The following is an 18439-nucleotide window of genomic DNA, read 5'->3' as shown; positions in this document are numbered from 1 at the left end:
TGGCCCTTTCCTGAAGTGGATGACGCATTGTCAACCAGCGAAGAAAATCCGCCCCCACTCCGTCGTTCAGCAAACGGTCTGCTGAACCCCCCTAACTCGGGGTGGTCTAATCAACGATTGAATTGAAGCCATAGCCACGATGCCAAAATCACAGAGTTTTTTCAGCCGCACATTATCAAGATTAGGCCGCTCGCAGGATCGCAAGCGTTCTCGCCGCCGTCGGCCCTCGCGTCGCCTGCGGGCGGAGGCCCTAGAGGCACGTCAATTGCTCGCCGGAGACCTCTTTATCAACGAGATCATGGCTGACAACGATGCCATCATCGAAGATCCCGATGAGGCGGGGGCGTTCGAGGATTGGTTTGAAATCTACAATGCGGGTACAGCGGCAGTCGACCTCGGGGGCATGTATCTGACCGACGACGTTAGCGATCCCACGCAGTGGCAAATTCCGGCCGGATCGTCCGTCGCCGCCGGTGGCTTCCTGTTGATTTGGGCTGATGGTGAACCCGAACAGGGTGACAATCACGCTTCGTTCAAATTGTCGGCAGGCGGCGAAACGGTTGCTCTCTACGACACCGACGGCACGACCCAGGTCGACTCACTCGAGTTCGGTGCTCAGGTGACCGATGTTTCTTACGGGCGTTCTCCCGATGGCAGCGAGACGCTCAGTATACTAACGACGCCGACACCTGGTGCGGCCAACTCCATCGTTGGCGATGCAAACCTCGCTCCGACCGCCAATGCAGGCGGCCCTTATTTCGGCACGACCGCGGATACGATTTCGCTGAGCGGATCAGCTTCTTCCGACGCTGACGGAACGATCTCGAATTACGCTTGGGATTTGGATTACGACGGCGTTTATGACGACGCAACGGGGGAGACGGTCAGCTTTTCGTCGGCAACGGTGGGGACGTTCGTCGTCGGTTTGCAAGTGACAGACGATGATGGTGCGATCAGCGTGGACACGGGGACGATTAAGGTGACGCAGGTGGGAGACGTGCCGTCAGCCTGGGATCCCGTCACAATCGATGATGAGGCGGCCGCATTCTTCGATGACACCTATGTCCATGAGGTCTCGATCACGTTTGATGATGACGATTGGTACAACACACTCTACACATCGCACTCTACCGATGCAGACGACCCCTATTTTGTAGCCGATTTTGTTGCAGATGGGGTCGCGTTGGACTCGGTGGGGGTTCGTTTTAAAGGAAACTCGTCGTTTGACGGCGCCGGCGTCAAGAAGTCGATCAAAATTGACTTCAACGAATTTGAAGATCTGACGTTCATGGGCTTGAAGAAGCTGAATCTGAACAACAACTACAACGACCCGACGATGCTGCGAGAGAAGTTGGTCTATGATTTCGCTTCCAATTTTGTCGAAGGTGCCGGTCGCGCGGTTTTCACCAAGGTCTATATCAACGGTGAGTACTACGGCCTGTACACGGCGGTCGAACAAGTCGACTCGACTTACGTGGAAACTCGATTTGGCGAGGACGAAGACGGCAATTTGTACAAAGGTACCGCGTCGGATGATGCCGTGCTCAGTGATCCACAAGCCGACTTTGGCTCGGATTTGACTTACTTGGGTACCGACCAAACCGAATATGAAGCCTTCTACGAACTGAAGACCAACGAAACAGAGAACGATTACTCACAGTTGATTGAATTCATCGATGTGCTCAACAACACTCCGACCGCCCAATTGACCGATGCGATCGAACCATTGCTGGATGTGGATGACACTCTGGCCGCGCTGGCGATCAACAATCTCTTTGTGAACTTGGATTCCTACTCAGGTGCGGCTCATAATTACTACCTCTATGATCGCGACGACACCGGGCAATTCACTCACATCCTCTGGGATGCGAACGAATCGTTCGGCACGTTCACGCAGTTCGTCGACCGCTTCCAAAACCCGGTCGAGATCGATCCGTTCTGGCTGCCCACAGCAACGACGATGGGGCCACCCGGCACACCGATTGAGGACGAAGAACGACCGCTGATGGAAAACCTATGGGCGGTCGATGACTATAGCCTCGCCTATCTCCGCGATCTCAACGAAATGTTGCAAGAGGGCTTCGATGCCACGACGGCCACCGCTCGAATCAACGAACTGGCCGATTTGATTCGCGAGGATGTTGATGCGGACCCGAACAAGCAGTTCACGACCGAAGCATTCGAAATGAACTTGACGACCACCGGGACCTCGGGCGGCAGAACGATCTACGGATTGACCAGCTTTATTTCAGAACGATCAACGTACCTATCTTCGGTCTTGGCAACCTACGATCTGGAACCGGAATCGGTGGAGGTCTCTATCAACGAGATCATGGCCGACAATGACTCGGTCATCGAAGATCCCGACGAAGCGGGGGCATTCGAGGATTGGGTCGAACTGTACAATCCAGGGACGACTTCGATTGACCTCAGTGGTTTCTACCTGACCGACGATGCTGCCGATCCGACGCAGTGGCAATTCCCCGACGGATCAACGATCGATGCAGGCGGTTATCTAGTTATCTGGGCCGATGGCGATACCGATCAAGGGGACACTCACGCGGCATTCAAACTGTCCGCCAGTGGCGAGTCTGTCTTACTCTACAATGTCGATGGAGCCACACTGGTCGATTCGATCACCTTTGGTGAGCAGACAACGGACGTCTCTTATGGTCGTTTCCCCGATGGTTCTTCGACATTGACCGTGTTGTCGGCCGCCACCCCCGGTGCTGCAAACACCAACGACGTGATTGAGAACGTCGCTCCAACCGCCGACGCTGGTGGACCATACACGGGAAGCGTTGGCGACATGATCACGCTCAGCGCGGCGACTTCATCGGATACCGATGGCACGATCACGACGTATGCATGGGACTTGGATAACGATGGCCAATACGACGACGCCACCGGAGTCACGACAACGTTCGATGCGACGACCGCCGGGACCCTAACGGTTGGTCTGCAAGTCACCGACGATGGTGGGGCAACCAGCACCGACACAGCGACGGTTGGTGTGACTCTCGAAACACCAGTGGTCTACGTCAACGAGATCATGGCCGACAATGACTCGGTCATCGAAGATCCCGACGAAGCGGGGGCGTTCGAGGATTGGGTCGAACTGTACAATCCAGGAACGACTTCGATTGACCTCAGTGGTTTCTACCTGACCGACGATGCTGCCGATCCGACGCAGTGGCAATTCCCCGACGGATCAACGATCGATGCAGGCGGTTATCTAGTTATCTGGGCCGATGGCGATACCGATCAAGGGGACACTCACGCGGCATTCAAACTGTCCGCCAGTGGCGAGTCTGTCTTACTCTACAATGTCGATGGAGCCACACTGGTCGATTCGATCACCTTTGGTGAGCAGACAACGGACGTCTCTTATGGTCGTTTCCCCGATGGTTCCTCGACATTGACCGTGTTGTCGGCCGCCACCCCCGGTGCTGCAAACACCAACGACGTGATTGAGAACGTCGCTCCAACCGCCGACGCTGGTGGCCCATACATGGGAAGCGTTGGAGATATGATCACGCTCAGCGCGGCGACTTCATCGGATACCGATGGCACGATCACGACGTATGCATGGGACTTGGATAACGATGGCCAATACGACGACGCCACCGGAGTCACGACAACGTTCGATGCGACGACCGCCGGGACCTTCACGGTTGGTCTGCAAGTCACCGACGATGATGGGGCAACCAGCACCGATACGGAGACGATCACTGTTTCCGACGCTGCACCTACCCCCGGGTTGGTTGTGACACAAAGCGGTGGCACAACAACGGTCGATGAGAACGGATCGAGTGACACAGTTAGCGTGATGCTTACCAGCCAACCAACGGCTGATGTTGTCGTCACGGTAACCAGTGCAAACGTCGGTGAAGTAACCGCTAGCCCTTCAACATTGACGTTCACATCCGAGAATTGGAATGTGGCTCAAACCGTTACTGTTACGGGAGTAGAAGATGGTGTTTCGGATGGCAGCCAAGTGGTCGCCTTGACATTTGCGATGACCAGTGACGATGCGGCCTACGCTGCACTCGATAGCGTGGCTGTAAATGTTACAAATGAAAATATTGAGACACCAACGATTCCTACTCAGATCTTCAGGCCTGACGTTGTCGTTAGGGTGCATGTGATTCCCGCGAGCAGTATGCGATCAGCGATAATCTTTGAGGCGTTCGCTGACACGACCCTATCCGTGTTCCCGGTTGGAACCGCTTCGATTAGCGAAATTGTTCGAGTTGTTGACGCGAGTTCAGAACGCATCGATGTTTACGAAGGTGGTAGCACGAGTGTGACGGTCGTGGCGGGTCGAATCTACGCTATTCTCTTTGAGGCACAAACGGAACAACGCATCTTCACGATTCGCTCGACCTCGGGAACGGATGCGTTCTCACCGACCTCTCCAACAAACATTCTGCAACCGACGGATACGACTGGGGACGGATTCACCACAGCAATGGATGCTTTGTCGGTGATCAACTACCTCAGTCGCGATGCGGACACCCTCGCGACAGAAGGCGAAACGGCATCCGAAGCTGCTGCTTTGCTGGACGTGAATGGGGATGATCGGATTTCAGCATTGGACGCGCTCATCGTCATCAACCGACTCAACAGCGGAGTTGAACCATTATCGAGTGCTGGCGAAGGTGAATCCGGCGGTTCCATGATTCCGCAGTCGGTGATTGCCGTCAGCAACCAAGTCGAAGAACTCGCTGAGACGAGAATTTTTGACGAACTGCCTACAATACTCGCGTCAGAATCGGATAGACTGGTAGCGGAGCCAATGCCGAATGCCAATCTTGCCCAAGTGCAGCTGCTTGATGAGGTGATCGGCGATGACTATGCGGACAGTCCGATTTCCGAAAACGACATCGATCTGCTCGCAACCGATTCGTGGCACAGGCTTCCAGCCTGTGATTTATAGGACAGCAACCGATTCGTGGCACAGGCTTCCAGCCTGTGATTTATAAGACAGCAGCAGATTCGTGGCACAGGCTTCCAGCCTGTGATTTATAAGACAGCAGCAGATTCGTGGCACAGGCTTCCAGCCTGTGATTTATAAGACAGCAGCAGATTCGTGGCACAGGCTTCCAGCCTGTGATTTATAAGACAGCAACCGATTCGTGGCACAGGCTTCCAGCCTGTGATTTATAAGACAGCAACCGATTCGTGGCACAGGCTTCCAGCCTGTGATTTATAAGACAGCAACCGATTCGTGGCACAGGCTTCCAGCCTGTGATTTATAAGACAGCAACCGATTCGTGGCACAGGCTTCCAGCCTGTGATTTATAAGACAGCAACCGATTCGTGGCACAGGCTTCCAGCCTGTGATTTATAAGACAGCAGCAGATTCGTGGCACAGGCTTCCAGCCTGTGATTTATAAGACAGCAACCGATTCGTGGCACAGGCTTCCAGCCTGTGATTTATAAGACAGCAACCGATTCGTGGCACAGGCTTCCAGCCTGTGATTTATAAGACAGCAGCAGATTCGTGGCACAGGCTTCCAGCCTGTGATTTATAAGACAGCAACCGATTCGTGGCACAGGCTTCCAGCCTGTGATTTATAAGACAGCAACCGATTCGTGGCACAGGCTTCCAGCCTGTGATTTATAAGACAGCAGCAGATTCGTGGCACAGGCTTCCAGCCTGTGATTTATAAGACAGCAACCGATTCGTGGCACAGGCTTCCAGCCTGTGATTTATAAGACAGCAACCGATTCGTGGCACAGGCTTCCAGCCTGTGATTTATAAAACAGCAACCGATTCGTGGCACAGGCTTCCAGCCTGTGATTTATAAAACAGCAACCGATTCGTGGCACAGGCTTCCAGCCTGTGATTTATAAGACAGCAACCGATTCGTGGCACAGGCTTCCAGCCTGTGATCTGAAAAACACAGGCTAGAAGCCTGTGCCACTTGGTCCCAAGCGACAACCAAAAAGAGAATTGAGATGAACCGATCACTGACATTCCTCTTATTGATACTCAGCCTTTTTCTACCCAAAGTTTCCACCGCCGCCGATTGGCCTCGATTTCGCGGAAACGATGGCGATGGCGATGGAGCAGACTCGAAGATCCCGCTTTCTTGGAGTGAAACCGAAAACCTGGCTTGGCGAACCGCTTTGCCTGGCCCAGGATCCTCATCGCCGGTGGTTTGGGGAGACCGAGTTTTTGTCACCTGCTATTCGGGTTATGGAGTCGCAAGCGAAACGACAGGCTCGAAAGAAAATCTAAAGCGACACCTGGTTTGCGTGAATTTATCCGATGGCAAGTCACTTTGGACAAAAACGGTTGCTGCCGAAATGCCGGAGGATGACAGCCATGGTTACATCACGGAGCATGGTTATGCAAGCAACACGCCAGTAACCGACGGCAATCAAGTGTTTGTTTTTTTCGGCAAGAGCGGGGTATTAGCGTTTGACATGGACGGAAATGAGCAATGGCGAGTCGGCGTGGGGAAGGAATCGAGCAATCGTCGTTGGGGATCCGCCGCCAGTCCCGTGTTGTACAAGGATATGGTGATCGTGAACGCATCGGAAGAGAGCCGCGCGATCCTTGCACTGGACAAGAAAACGGGCCGTGAAGTTTGGAAGTCGGAAGCCAATTCGCTAGAGCTTGCCTACGGAACGCCTCTGATTGTTGAGTTGTCGGATGCGACAGCGGAATTGGTAATCTCGGTGCCAGGTGAAGTATGGGGACTGAATCCAGACACAGGCAAGTTGAAATGGTACGCCGAAACAAACTTGACTGGCAACATTTGCCCGTCTGTGATCGCACACGATGGAATTGTTTATACGTTCGGCGGCTATCGCTCAGCGGGCAGCCACGCAATTCGTGCGGGAGGAAAAGACGACGTTACCGACACGCATATGGTATGGTCCAGTCGCGAGAGTTCGTATGTCGCCACGCCGCTCTTGCACGAGGGGCACCTCTATTGGATCGATGACCGCGGGCAAGCTCACTGCCTTGATGCGAAAACGGGCGAGTCGGTCTACCGCGAGCGTGTTCCTGACTTGAGCGGCAGTGGCAAGCCTGTCTACGCATCGCCCGTGCGGGTGGGCGATCGATTGTATGTGCTCAGCCGCTACCAGGGGACATTCGTCTTGCCAGCAAAACCGACTTTTGAAATTCTGTCCACCAATCGATTTGAATCGGACGAGAGTGACAGCAGCGGCACCCCTGCGATCGCTGGAGATCGGATGGTGCTCCGATCTGGACGCTATCTCTATTGCATTTCAGAAATGTAGCGGCGGTTCTTGATCGCTGTCGCAACTAGTCTATTGTAGGGTTGTTTACGGCGATCTCGGAAATACGTTGGTAGCGGATCTTGTTAAAATCCCATCGAACTGGATTTTTTTCAAGATCCACTACCTTTCGTCGCAGCATCGCTGCCCTACGAAAAAAGAATGCATCGAGCAGTTCGGTGCATGCAAATCGTCTTTTCTCGGAGGAGTTCAACATGAAACGAACCTTGTTTTTAGCAACCCTATGGTTAGTGAGTGCGACATCTCTCGTCGCCCTTGCGCAACCGCCCGCGGGCCGTGGACAAGGCGGTCAAGGGCTTGGCGGCCGTGGACAAGGCGGTCGTGGACTTAGCGGTCGAGGACTTGGCGGCGGTCCTGGACGTGGTGGGCCGATGGCTGATAGCAGCCGTGCCCCAGGAGGTACTGGTCCAGAGATGGGCTTGCCAGCGAATTCAATGATGCAAGCATTAGATGCAGACGGAGATTTTGAAATCTCTGCAGAAGAAATGGTTTCCGCTGCGGAGGCGCTGAAGAAGCTAGATAAGAATGGCGATGGCAAGCTGACTCGCGAGGAAATGTTTCCCATGCTAGCCGCCGGTCGCCCTGGACTGCTGCGTAATGCTGACCGGATTGACACACCACGCGACGCTGATCGACCTGGACGGGCAGGCGATGGCGATCGGCCTGAACGAGCACGTGGCGGTGAGCGAGTTGGTTCGCCACGCGACGGAGATCGCACGGAACGGGCACGCGGCGGTGAGCGAGTTGGCTCGCCACGCGACGGAGATCGTGCCGAACGGGCACGCGGCGGTGAGCGAGTTGGCTCGCCACGCGACGGAGATCGTGCCGAACGAGCACGCGGCGGTGAGCGTGTTGGCTCGCCACGCGACGGAGATCGCACGGAACGAGCACGCGGCGGTGAGCGAGTTGGCTCGCCACGCGACGGAGATCGCACGGAACGAGCACGTGGCGGTGACCGAGTTGGCTCGCCACGCGACGGAGATCGCACCGGACCAGCACGTGGCGGTGAGCGAGTTGGTTCGCCACGCGACGGAGATCGCGCGGAACGAGCACGCGGCGGTGAGCGAGTTGGCTCGCCACGCGACGGAGATCGCGCGGAACGAGCACGCGGCGGTGAGCGAGTTGGCTCGCCACGCGACGGAGATCGTGCCGAACGAGCACGCGGCGGTGAGCGAGTTGGCTCGCCACGCGACGGAGATCGCACCGGACCAGCACGTGGCGGTGAGCGCGTTGGTTCGCCACGCGACGGAGATCGCACGGAACGAGCACGCGGCGGTGAGCGAGTTGGTTCGCCACGCGACGGAGATCGCACGGAACAGGCACGCGGCGTTGAGCGAGTTGGCTCGCCACGCGACGGTGATCGCGCGGAACAGGCACGCGGCGGTGAGCGAGTTGGCTCGCCACTCGGCGGAGCTGGGCTTGTTGGTCCACCCGATCCCGCGAGATTCGTTGCACTTGTCATGCAATTTGATGCCGATCAAGATGGCAAGCTGAGCAAAGATGAATTGCTGAAATTTTCGACAGAGGTTGCAAAACGTCGAGAACTAGCAGATCGTCCTGAAGACGGCCGCCCTGATCAGAGTCGTCCATCCCGCTGAAGGCGTCCTGCGTCTGAGTAGGGTGTAGCATGGGCCAAATTCCCAGCAAGATTTTACAAGCCTGGCATTTGGGCCTGAAAAGCACACCTAAGGCGTCTGCTAAGTTTCGTTTCGTCCCCGATGGGGACGATCGCTCAAAGCCGGGGACGCAAAGCCCCCGGCTTAGGGTAAAATGATCCAGGAGGCCCCGGATAGGGGCGGCAGCGATCTCCGATCGTCCGAGTGGTGCCTTAGAAACTGCTGCCGTTCTTATCGAGACTGGGCCATTTCCTAGACATTGGCCCAATGGATGAGAGAGGATCCGAATTGATGAGTGTTGCAAAGTGTTTACTAGGAATGGCATTCATGTTCAGCTCTTTCCATTTGCCGTGTATCGCCGAGAGCGACTCAGCCGTTGTCGTTGACCAACAGCGACATTCTGACAATTGGCGTCTACCTGCCATCAAAGGAATCCCCCCTCTCATCCTGTTTCGTGGCGAAGATATCGACATTGATAACGCCATTAACTCGGATCGGAAACCGATCAATGAAACGAGCTATTTTGACTTTGTGTGTCGAGACGTTGATTTCACACGTTCGCCCGATACAACCAACTCAACGGCAAGCGTCCCCCTTTTTAAAGTGACACCGATTCGTGATGCACTTATCGAAGTGAAGCATCCGTATTGTTGGCCCCGTACGACATACGAACCAACTGGCCGCAGCGAGGCTGCGATCAATGTCGTCTACGGTCGGTCACAAGGATTGTCTACCAAGCGGACGATTCGAAAAGACCGATGGCTTGCGGGTCCCCATCCAATGGGTCTGATCGGTAGAGACAGATCTGGTTTCGGGACCGGATTCGATCGCGATGGTAGTGGTAACGAGCAATGAACCGAGATATCACGCAAATCTTATCGGCGATCGAAGCGGGTGACCCCCGTGCGACGCATGACCTGTTGCCACTTGTCTACGAAGAGCTCCGGCGGCTGGCGGCCAGCCGTATGAAACAGGAAAAGTCAGGGCAGACGTTGCAGCCTACGGCTCTCGTTCATGAAGTTTTCATGCGGCTTGTCGGCGGTGACGGCTCTCAACAGTGGGATGGCCGAGGCCATTTTTTTGCCGCTGCTGCCGAAGCGATGCGAAGAATCCTTATTGAAAACGCACGTCGTAAAGGGAGAGCGAAACGCGGTGGAGAACTAAATCGCCACGATTTGCATGACGACGCAGCGGTCGTGGATCCCGATAATGTCGATGAACTGCTTTGCCTTGACGACGCACTCAACAAACTCGCGGCCGAAGACCCACCATTAGCAAAGCTGGTTGAGCTACGCTACTTTACCGGTCTCACGATCGAAGAAACGGCGAAGGTGCTCGACGTTTCCCCACGAACGACCAAGCGAAACTGGGCCTATGCCAGAGCCTGGCTGCAACGGGAAATGGGTGAGTAGGGTTCGCTCGCGTAATCAGCAACACGGTATCAGCAACGGATCCCAAATAGCCTGCTCGATTCATCAGGCCAGTCATCAGGCCAGCTGCTAAAACCTTCTAGGTTAGCTGCTAAAACGCGGGTATCTGAGGTCGTGGCAGTCGAGCCGAACGAAGCGATTTTGGCGTTGCAGCAGGGAGTCGCTTGGGCATCGGGCGAGAACTTTGCAGCTCACTATCTGGCTGCTTGTTGGATGGCTTGCTGGGCTGCGGCAGTCGGGCTGCCGCCAAACTTTGCTCCACCGATCGGTTTGTGCGAGCGTCCAACCGATCGAGATTTCTAAGAGGTTCAGACAAATCATCCGCGTCGGACTCAGCACCGGTGGATTTTCGGTTCTTTGAAGCCTCTTCTTCCTTCGATTCGTAGGAATCTGTCTTCGTATTTTGCTCCGAGGGCCTGCTCTCGAAGTCACGCTGAGGTGGCACTAAAGGTGGTCCGAACACACCGATATCGCTGTTCGACTGGCTCGACATCATCAATGGCGGTATTGGATGGCCAGCCGGCATTGTCGGTTGGAACCTGGTCGATGCCGCTGGATGATACATCGGTTGAGGAGCGTAAGCTTGCGACGGCCGAAATTTCTCAGAGAACGATTTTGGTGGCAAATCGGCAAGCGGGCGACAGGACGAGTCCTGGCACGCATGATACCCATCGCCCCATCCCCAACCACACCACCGACCCCATTGCTGGATCTTTGAGTAGGCCGCGAACCGTACCGTTTGTTGGGTATCGACTCCTTGGGCACCGACTTGTTGGGCACCGACCTGTCCGCCGCAACAAACGATCGCCGTAGCCACGATAGCGAATGATTGAACTTTTCGATTCATGAGAAGCAATATTTGGGTGAATACGAAACGACCGGATGATCATCGACCTGATTGATTCAATCGGTTCTTTCGCTAGGAACGATCGTCCATCGATCGTTTTCGAGCCCCGGTTTTGCTCTATCTGGTGTTGGTCTTAACGATTACGGCGGCTCTTCCAACCGATAGATTAGAAAAATCACACTTTCATTGGCAGTTTGCAGCGTAGAGATCAGAAAGTTGAGAGTTGATGACCTAGTGTTCACTTGGCGTGAAATACAAATCAAACAGGCTTGGCCAAAAACACTTATCCCATGAAACAATAAACCGATGAACAAAAGAACTCGAATACTCGTTGACCCTCAAGTTCAATGGACGATTATTGGTCGGGTCATGGCCCATTGGGCTCTGTTTGCTGTCTGTTTGATCGGTGTCAGCATTTCGGTGCGAGTTTTTGTAAACGTCGTCGAGCAACCCTTTGAGGAAGCGGTAATGTCGGCGGTCAAGGCCCAAGCCCCGATCATGCTCATCATGTTCGTCTTGCTGCCTGTTTTTATCCGCGACACGCTTTCCTTGAGTATCCGCTTTGTCGGGCCAATGTATCGACTGCGATCGGCGATAAAATCGGTCATTCAGGGTGAAAAAGTGACTGCGATTCAGTTTCGAAAACGCGATTTTTGGCCTCAAGTGGCGGCGGACTTCACGACAATGCTTGAGGAATACAACACGTTGCAAGCGGAAAATGAGCGACTCCGCCTTGAAAATCAATCTCTACGCCTCGAAAGAGTGAGTGCAACGTAGGTTTTTCGAAACCGAGAGATTCTCTTTTTCAAAATCCGCGTAAGCTGTGGCTACCGGGTCTGCGTCGTTTCGAAAGCAAGCGAATTGCCCCAGCCTGCAGCGACCACGCTGGTTTCCAGTCGGGAGCTTGGAATCGACCATCCACTCTGGGTTTCGCATGGGTTTTTGCACTAATTTGATCTTTTCGGCGTCGATTGGGCTTCGTCGACTTCGCGAAACGCTTGCTTAACGTCATAATGCCAACGTGATACGACACCGACGTAAAACGTTTGCCTCTCTTTGTGACGAGCTAGAAAAGATGAATAAACAACTGATGGATCGAAGCCGTATTTTGCGAGCAGCGAATGCTGCGTTTATTAAAAATCTCTGTGTCTCTTTGGCGGTTTTTAGCTTTGTGCTTTCCTTTGAGAACATGGTAGCGAAAGCCCATCCCGCGGAAGAATCGACAACGGTCGTCGATTCGGATACCGAAATGAACGCTGACGATCAGCAGACCAGCGAGAGCGGCACAACGGAATCAGGCACGGTCGATACGACCCAACCGTCGCCAACCTTCACGCCCGATCCGGGCCAGGCAGATTTTGACGAAGCGGTTTTGGCACGCATTGATGCCGAAACGCCTCAGCAACTCGAAGCGGTTTCGATGTTGCTCGAATCGGCTCTCGCCAAAGGACTCAACCAAGAGAACACGGCATTTGCCAAGAAGATTCTCGGTAGTGTGTTGTTGCAGCGAAGCCAACAATTGGCTGCCGTGATGACGCGAGTCCGCGGGCGACGGCAACTCGAATTGCGCGACGAAGCGTTGAAAGTGTTGGAAAAAGCGGTTGAAAATGATCCGACGTTGGTCGAGGGTCATTTGTTGATTGCTCGTCTGAACCTAGTGCTCGACGGCGACCGCGGTCGTGTTACCGAGGCGACGACCAAGGCGATTGAGCTGCTTGGTGACGAACCGGAACAGCAAAGTGGAGCCTATTTGCTACGTGCCCTGACGCAAGAATCGGACGACAAGAAACTGGAGGATCTCGATTCTGCCATCGAAGCGGATGCGACCAACATTGAAGCATTGCAAGCGCGGGCGGCGCTTCGAATGCAGAAAGATGATGTCGACGGAGCGATCGCCGACCTCGAGCAAATTCTAATCGAACAACCGGGGAACCAGTTGATCGCTCAAGCCGCCGTGAACGAATTGATCGACCGCGAACGGATGGACGATGCATTGGCGCTCGTAAGCAAATCTTTGGAAGCGAAGCCGAGCGAAGGCATGTATCGTATCCGCGCGATTTTGTACCGGATGCAGGGAAAAGAGGACGAAGCGCTTGCGGATCTTAACAAAGCGTTGGCGATGCAGCCCAAAGATCCTGTTTCGCTGTTACAACGAGCTGGAATCGCATTGTCACGCGGCGACGTGAAAGGGGCCAAACAAGACCTTCGTGCGGCGATTCGAATTGCACCGCAGATCGCCGAGGCGGATCAAACCGTCTTTGTTCGCTGTTTAATCGCGGTGGAGGAAGGCCGGCTTGCCGATGCGATCAATGATATGAAGTTGCTTGCCGCCCGCGATCCTGCCAGTATCGAGCGACAATTGCAACTTGCCAATCTGTACCTCCGAGACGATCGGCCTCGTAAAGCAATCGAAACGCTCACAGGCGTCCTCGATCGTGATCCAAATAACGCCGCAATCTACCGTTCGCGAGCCGATGCGTTGCTAAGCGTTGGCGACCATAAAGAAGCGATTGCGGACTACGAACGTGCTATGGAACTTGCGGATGAAAGCAATGTTGATTTGGCAGGAATCCTAAACAATTTGGCATGGGTCTTAGCAACCTCGCCAACCGATGAGATTCGTGATGGGAAGCGAGCGGTCGAATTGGGACTGCGTGCCTGCGAATTGACCGAGTACAAACAGGCACACATTCTCAGCACGTTGGCGGCCGGATACGCCGAAACGGGTGACTTCGAAAAAGCGATCGAATGGAGTAGCAAAGCCGTCGAAATGGCGGATGAAGACGATGACGAACAACTCGACCAATTGAAAGACGAGGTGAAAAGCTATCAGGAAAACAAACCTTGGCGTGAAGTTCAAGAGGTCAAAGAGAACGAGGTCCCAATTTTGGCACCGGAAGACCTGATCGACACCTGATGCCGAGTTGCCAGATTTTAACTTGATGGTCAGTTCCAACCAAATGTCGTCGACGCATGGGGTGAAAACCGCAAGGCGGCGAATGAGCCAAAGACCGCTCTCGTCGCCGTGGCGGCAGCAGATGTATGACGTCATTTTCGAAGCGGAAACCCCCGCGGGACGATGGTTCGACATCGGTTTGCTCGTCGCGATCCTGGCGAGCATCTTTTTCGTTTCTCTCGAAACCGTTGAAGGATTTAAGCGGAATCAACAACCGGCGATCTATTATGCCGAGTGGGGGTTGACCGTCTTGTTTTCGATCGAGTACGTGCTCCGACTCATCTGTTCGCGGCACCCACTGCGATACGCCTTTAGTTTTTGGGGGGTTATCGATCTGCTAAGCGTCGTCCCTGGCTACTTGGAAATTGTCATTGGCAACTCGTCGCGATCGCTGATGACGCTCCGGAGCATCCGTTTGCTTCGAGTTTTCCGAGTCATGAAGCTGTGGCGGATGATGAACGAGGCGGACGAATTGTCGACAGCGATCTGGAGGGCAAGAAACAAAATCGTGGTTTTTTTGGCCGTGATTTTGGTTGCCGTCACCATTAGCGGATCGCTGATGTACCACGTCGAGACGTTGACGTTTAATGTTGACCCGGATACCGGCGTCACACCAGATACGCAGTTTACGTCGATTCCTCAGGCGATGTACTGGGCCACCGTGACGATGACAACCGTTGGCTACGGAGATGTTGTGCCTAGGACCGTAATCGGTAAGTTTATATCCGCTGCCTTGATACTGCTTGGTTACAGTTTGATCATCGTGCCCACGGGGTTTGTCAGTGCGGAAATTGTTGGGGCCAAAGTAAACGGGCTGAAATCGCGGCGAATCTGCCAAACCTGTGAAACGTCCGATCACCCTGATGAAGCACGCTACTGCTACCGATGTGGCACACCGTTGGGAGAGTTTGAAGAAAGCGAAGCTGTCAATGAAGGCTAGCGAGCGACTTAAAATGCCATGGGGCAAATGACAAAGAAAGCCGCTCGACTAGCGAAGCAGTGATTAAAGTTCGTCGGTGAAGCGCATGCCATCGAATTCAGACCCAAAAGAAGTGCTGAGTCAAAACGCCACACTGTCTAAATCGTTAAAAACATACACAACCCGCCACGCACGCAAAATATTGGCATTCATGACTATCGAGAGAAACGAAACGCGTCCCGTTCGCATTGGAAGTGTACACATTGGTTCCAGGCACCCAATAGCTGTACAAAGTATGACAGCCACAAAGACGCAAGATATTGACGCCACGGTTGCTCAATCAGAAGCCCTTCGCGTTCGTGGTGCTGGGGTGGTCCGCATTGCAGTTGACAGTGAAAAAGATGCTGCCGCTCTTGCTGAAATTCGCAAACAAACCACGGCCAACCTAGCCGTTGATCTGCAGGAAAATTTTCGCCTAGCCCAGCTTGTGGCACCGTTTGTCGATAAAATACGTTACAACCCAGGGCATTTGTATCATCATCAACGCGACAAATCATGGCAAGAAAAGGTCGGCTTCATTATCAACCAAGCGAAGGAGCATGATTGTGCGATTCGCATCGGAGTGAACTGTGGAAGCGTCGATCCAGAGAAAAAAGAGAAATACGACCCCAGTGATTCGATCACGCCAATGCTCGAAAGCGCACTGGAGCATTGTGAGTTTGTCGACTCGCTTGGCTTTGATCGCTACGTCGTTTCACTGAAAGACAGCGATCCGCGTCACGTGATCGAAGTCAACAAACGATTTGCTCAGCGGCGGCCCGATGTTCCTCTACACCTCGGCGTCACCGAAGCCGGGATGCCGCCCGATGGAATCGTCAAAACGCGAATCGCGTTCGAGCAATTGATTGGCAAAGGTATTGGCGATACCGTCCGCGTTTCACTGACTCTTCCCAATGATCGAAAACCCGAAGAGATTGCTGCTGGCAAATCGATCATCGAAGATATTTATGCGGGACGTGTTCGCTCGGTGGTCGTGTTTGATGACACGAAACTGAATATCATCAGTTGCCCAAGTTGCTCGCGAGTGGAGAACGAAGCGTTCATCGATCTGGCTGCCAATGTCAAAGAGATGACCGAGTATGCAAAGGATTACGCGATCACGATTGCCGTGATGGGATGCCGGGTCAACGGCCCTGGAGAAACGGACGACGCGGATCTTGGTTTGTGGTGCGGTCCGACCAAAGTGAATCTGAAACGCGGTACCGAGGCACTCGGTGCGTTTGGATACGATGAAATTCTGCCGAAGTTGCAACAGGAACTAGACGCCATCATTGAGGCAAAGAGGTAGGTAAAGGCTCTTCGGCAACGCCCCCCTACTGTATTTTGCTTTCATCTGGCAAAATGTTCAGTAGCCGCGTCTCGCCGAGACGCGATATGCTCACTATCCGCGTCTCACCGAGACGCGATATGCTCAGTAGCCGCGTCTCGCCGAGACGCGATATGCTCAGTAGCCGCGTCTCGCCGAGACGCGATATGCTCAGTAGCCGCGTCTCTCCGAGACGCGATAGTTCAGTAGCCGCGTCTCGCCGAGACGCGATAGTTCAGTAGCCGCGTCTCGCCGAGACGCGATAGTTCAGTAGCCGCGTCTCGCCGAGACGCGATATGCTCAGTAGCCGCGTCTCTCCGAGACGCGATATTTTGTGGCTCGGAGAGACACGACGACTCCATCAACGAAATCAGCATGAATATTCAATCTTTTCTCGAACATCACGGCATCGTTCGCAACCCGTTTGCCGAAGAGGATGCTCAGACCGACCAGGTCTTCAAAGAGCATTGTATTCGCAATGCCTATCATCCGATTTGGGATAAAGTCTACGGCGATCCAACGGAACCATCGACCTCAATCATTTTTGGTCCGAAAGGCTCCGGTAAAACCGCGATGCGTTTGCAAATCGATCGTCATCTCACCAGGTACAACGACGAGAATCCAGGCAAACGGGTATTTGTCATTCGCTACGATGACTTCAATCCGTTCCTAGATCATTTTAGTGGACGGCTGAGTCGGCGAGTCGCCAAGAAACCGGAAAAAGTGCTCGATGCATGGCGATTGTGGGATCATGTCGACTCCATCTTGTGCATTGGCGTGACCGATTTGGTTGACCGGATTTTGAAGGGAAACTCGGATTCCAAGAAACAAACGCTTGACGACGCCTCGATCCGTACGCTCGATCGCACATCGTCGCGGGACCTACTTTTACTCGCCGCCTGTTACGATCAATCGACCGATTCGACTTTTCAAGATCGCTGGGACTCGCTACGTAAGCATTTGCAATACACGAACTGGCAGACCAAGATTCCGTTTTATGGCGCGATTGCTTGGTCGCTGTTAAGCGTGATTTTTGTCTTGTGGATGTTTACCCGGCCGGTCGCCGAAGGGGCCACCCGTTCACTAGCAACGCTTTGGCTACTACCGATCTTGCTTCTCATCGGTTGGGCTCCGCACTTGATCCGCATGTTCAAATGCCAAACCGCCGCGTTAGGGATTCATAAGCATATGCGAGTTGGTAAACGTGAAACCAACTCCGTACGGAAATTACTTGAAGCGATCCCACCCGGAGAGTTAGCGAGTCAACCATTGCCGCGATTCGATCGGACGGACGACCGATACGAATTGCTTAACAAATTTCAAGGCATCTTGAACCATCTTGGCTACACCGGGATCATCGTTTTGATGGACCGAGTGGATGAGCCGCATATGACGGGCGGCAAACCTGAGCGGATGCAAAAGTTCGTTTGGCCTCTGTTGGATAACAAACTACTCAAACATCCCGGCATGGGTTTCAAGATGATGCTGCCGCAGGAGCTACATCGAGAAGTGGAACGGGAAACGAGAGAGTTTCATGAGCGTGCGCGTTTGGACAAACAGAATGTCATTCCGGCGTTTCAGTGGACGGGAGAGGCGCTCTACGATGTGGCACGATCCCGTATGATTGCCTGTTCGCAAGAAGGCAAGTCGCCGGAGCCCAAAGACCTTTTTGAAGACGACTTGAGCTACCAACGAATGCTGGCAGCGTTTCAATCGCTGCGCGTCCCACGGCATCTATTTCGCTTCCTTTACCGAGTGTTGGTTGACCATTGCAATCGGCACACCGATTCGCAACCCGACTATCAGATCAAATCGGAAACGTTCGAAACGGTGTTAGCGGTCTACGGACGAGACAACGATCCAACGTTCCAATAGGTTTATCGATGCTGCATCGGTTTGTTGGTTAGCTTCATCGCGTGGGTCCCCCCCACGCGCTCTGCATTTGGCATCACGCCGTCTGACAGGGCGTGCGATTGAACGAGTTCGCCTGAAACCATATCCGGTTAATCAGCAGAATCGTTAGCTTC

The 18439-nt window shown here is 53.9% G+C and carries 12 protein-coding genes; 10 read left to right on the top strand and 2 right to left on the bottom strand.

Annotation, left to right across the window (positions count from 1 at the left end):
* Positions 1 to 139: 139 nt before the first annotated feature.
* The 5 genes from Q31b_RS24170 to Q31b_RS24150 all read left to right on the top strand — a co-directional run bounded on the left by Q31b_RS24170 (position 140) and on the right by Q31b_RS24150 (position 10306).
* Positions 140 to 4939 carry a lamin tail domain-containing protein gene (locus Q31b_RS24170; protein WP_146602231.1) on the top strand — a complete coding sequence of 1600 codons (4800 nt, stop codon included), beginning with the start codon at positions 140 to 142 and terminating at the stop codon, positions 4937 to 4939.
* A 1025-nt stretch (positions 4940 to 5964) separates the two neighbouring features.
* Entirely contained in the window at positions 5965 to 7260 is a 1296-nt protein-coding gene (locus Q31b_RS24165; protein WP_146602230.1) for a PQQ-binding-like beta-propeller repeat protein, read from the top strand.
* A gap of 212 nt (positions 7261 to 7472) precedes the next feature.
* Positions 7473 to 8876, top strand: a complete 1404-nt coding sequence (locus Q31b_RS29440; RefSeq protein WP_146602229.1) for an EF-hand domain-containing protein — start codon at positions 7473 to 7475, stop codon at positions 8874 to 8876.
* Between the two features lie 345 nt (positions 8877 to 9221).
* Positions 9222 to 9749: a hypothetical protein gene (locus Q31b_RS24155; RefSeq protein WP_197172227.1), complete on the top strand. Its 528-nt coding sequence runs from the start codon at positions 9222 to 9224 to the stop codon at positions 9747 to 9749.
* Complete coding sequence (locus Q31b_RS24150; RefSeq protein WP_146602227.1) at positions 9746 to 10306, top strand: ECF-type sigma factor; 561 nt, start codon at positions 9746 to 9748, stop codon at positions 10304 to 10306. The genes Q31b_RS24155 and Q31b_RS24150 overlap by 4 nt, the downstream gene beginning before the upstream one ends.
* 109 nt (positions 10307 to 10415) lie before the next feature.
* On the opposite strand, the gene Q31b_RS24145 is transcribed toward Q31b_RS24150, so the two are convergent.
* Positions 10416 to 11171, bottom strand: a complete 756-nt coding sequence (locus Q31b_RS24145) for a hypothetical protein (protein ID WP_146602226.1) — start codon at positions 11169 to 11171, stop codon at positions 10416 to 10418.
* A gap of 306 nt (positions 11172 to 11477) precedes the next feature.
* On the opposite strand from Q31b_RS24145, the gene Q31b_RS24140 reads away from it, so the two are divergent.
* The 4 genes from Q31b_RS24140 to ispG all read left to right on the top strand — a co-directional run bounded on the left by Q31b_RS24140 (position 11478) and on the right by ispG (position 16394).
* Complete coding sequence (locus Q31b_RS24140) at positions 11478 to 11948, top strand: hypothetical protein (RefSeq protein WP_146602225.1); 471 nt, start codon at positions 11478 to 11480, stop codon at positions 11946 to 11948.
* A 298-nt stretch (positions 11949 to 12246) separates the two neighbouring features.
* Positions 12247 to 14088 (top strand): tetratricopeptide repeat protein, encoded by a 1842-nt coding sequence (locus Q31b_RS24135; RefSeq protein WP_146602224.1) that lies wholly within the window; start codon positions 12247 to 12249, stop codon positions 14086 to 14088.
* A gap of 82 nt (positions 14089 to 14170) precedes the next feature.
* Positions 14171 to 15067 carry an ion transporter gene (locus Q31b_RS24130; protein WP_231617818.1) on the top strand — a complete coding sequence of 299 codons (897 nt, stop codon included), beginning with the start codon at positions 14171 to 14173 and terminating at the stop codon, positions 15065 to 15067.
* A gap of 178 nt (positions 15068 to 15245) precedes the next feature.
* Positions 15246 to 16394, top strand: a complete 1149-nt coding sequence (ispG, locus tag Q31b_RS24125; protein ID WP_197172299.1) for a (E)-4-hydroxy-3-methylbut-2-enyl-diphosphate synthase — start codon at positions 15246 to 15248, stop codon at positions 16392 to 16394.
* Between the two features lie 221 nt (positions 16395 to 16615).
* On the opposite strand, the gene Q31b_RS28665 is transcribed toward ispG, so the two are convergent.
* Complete coding sequence (locus Q31b_RS28665) at positions 16616 to 16789, bottom strand: hypothetical protein (RefSeq protein WP_197172224.1); 174 nt, start codon at positions 16787 to 16789, stop codon at positions 16616 to 16618.
* Here Q31b_RS28665 and Q31b_RS24120 point away from each other — a divergent pair.
* A complete protein-coding gene (locus Q31b_RS24120; protein WP_146602222.1) occupies positions 16788 to 18287 on the top strand; it encodes a hypothetical protein in 1500 nt (499 codons plus the stop codon). The genes Q31b_RS28665 and Q31b_RS24120 overlap by 2 nt on opposite strands.
* Positions 18288 to 18439: the final 152 nt, after the last annotated feature.

Origin of the sequence: Novipirellula aureliae, assembly GCF_007860185.1 — a bacterium.
GTDB classification, from domain to species: Bacteria; Planctomycetota; Planctomycetia; order Pirellulales; family Pirellulaceae; genus Novipirellula_A; species Novipirellula_A aureliae.
Note: the sequence above shows the minus strand (reverse complement) of the source record. Positions and strands in the feature narration are given on the sequence as shown.

What these genes read in the sequence shown, in the direction of transcription:
- Q31b_RS24170 (WP_146602231.1), top strand. Translation starts at nt 140, where the DNA reads ATGCCAAAATCACAGAGTTTTTTCAGCCGCACATTATCAAGATTAGGC.
- Q31b_RS24165 (WP_146602230.1), top strand. Translation starts at nt 5,965, where the DNA reads ATGAACCGATCACTGACATTCCTCTTATTGATACTCAGCCTTTTTCTA.
- Q31b_RS29440 (WP_146602229.1), top strand. Translation starts at nt 7,473, where the DNA reads ATGAAACGAACCTTGTTTTTAGCAACCCTATGGTTAGTGAGTGCGACA.
- Q31b_RS24155 (WP_197172227.1), top strand. Translation starts at nt 9,222, where the DNA reads ATGTTCAGCTCTTTCCATTTGCCGTGTATCGCCGAGAGCGACTCAGCC.
- Q31b_RS24150 (WP_146602227.1), top strand. Translation starts at nt 9,746, where the DNA reads ATGAACCGAGATATCACGCAAATCTTATCGGCGATCGAAGCGGGTGAC.
- Q31b_RS24145 (WP_146602226.1), bottom strand. Translation starts at nt 11,171, where the DNA reads ATGAATCGAAAAGTTCAATCATTCGCTATCGTGGCTACGGCGATCGTT.
- Q31b_RS24140 (WP_146602225.1), top strand. Translation starts at nt 11,478, where the DNA reads ATGAACAAAAGAACTCGAATACTCGTTGACCCTCAAGTTCAATGGACG.
- Q31b_RS24135 (WP_146602224.1), top strand. Translation starts at nt 12,247, where the DNA reads ATGAATAAACAACTGATGGATCGAAGCCGTATTTTGCGAGCAGCGAAT.
- Q31b_RS24130 (WP_231617818.1), top strand. Translation starts at nt 14,171, where the DNA reads ATGAGCCAAAGACCGCTCTCGTCGCCGTGGCGGCAGCAGATGTATGAC.
- Q31b_RS24120 (WP_146602222.1), top strand. Translation starts at nt 16,788, where the DNA reads ATGAATATTCAATCTTTTCTCGAACATCACGGCATCGTTCGCAACCCG.
- Q31b_RS28665 (WP_197172224.1), bottom strand. Translation starts at nt 16,789, where the DNA reads ATGCTGATTTCGTTGATGGAGTCGTCGTGTCTCTCCGAGCCACAAAAT.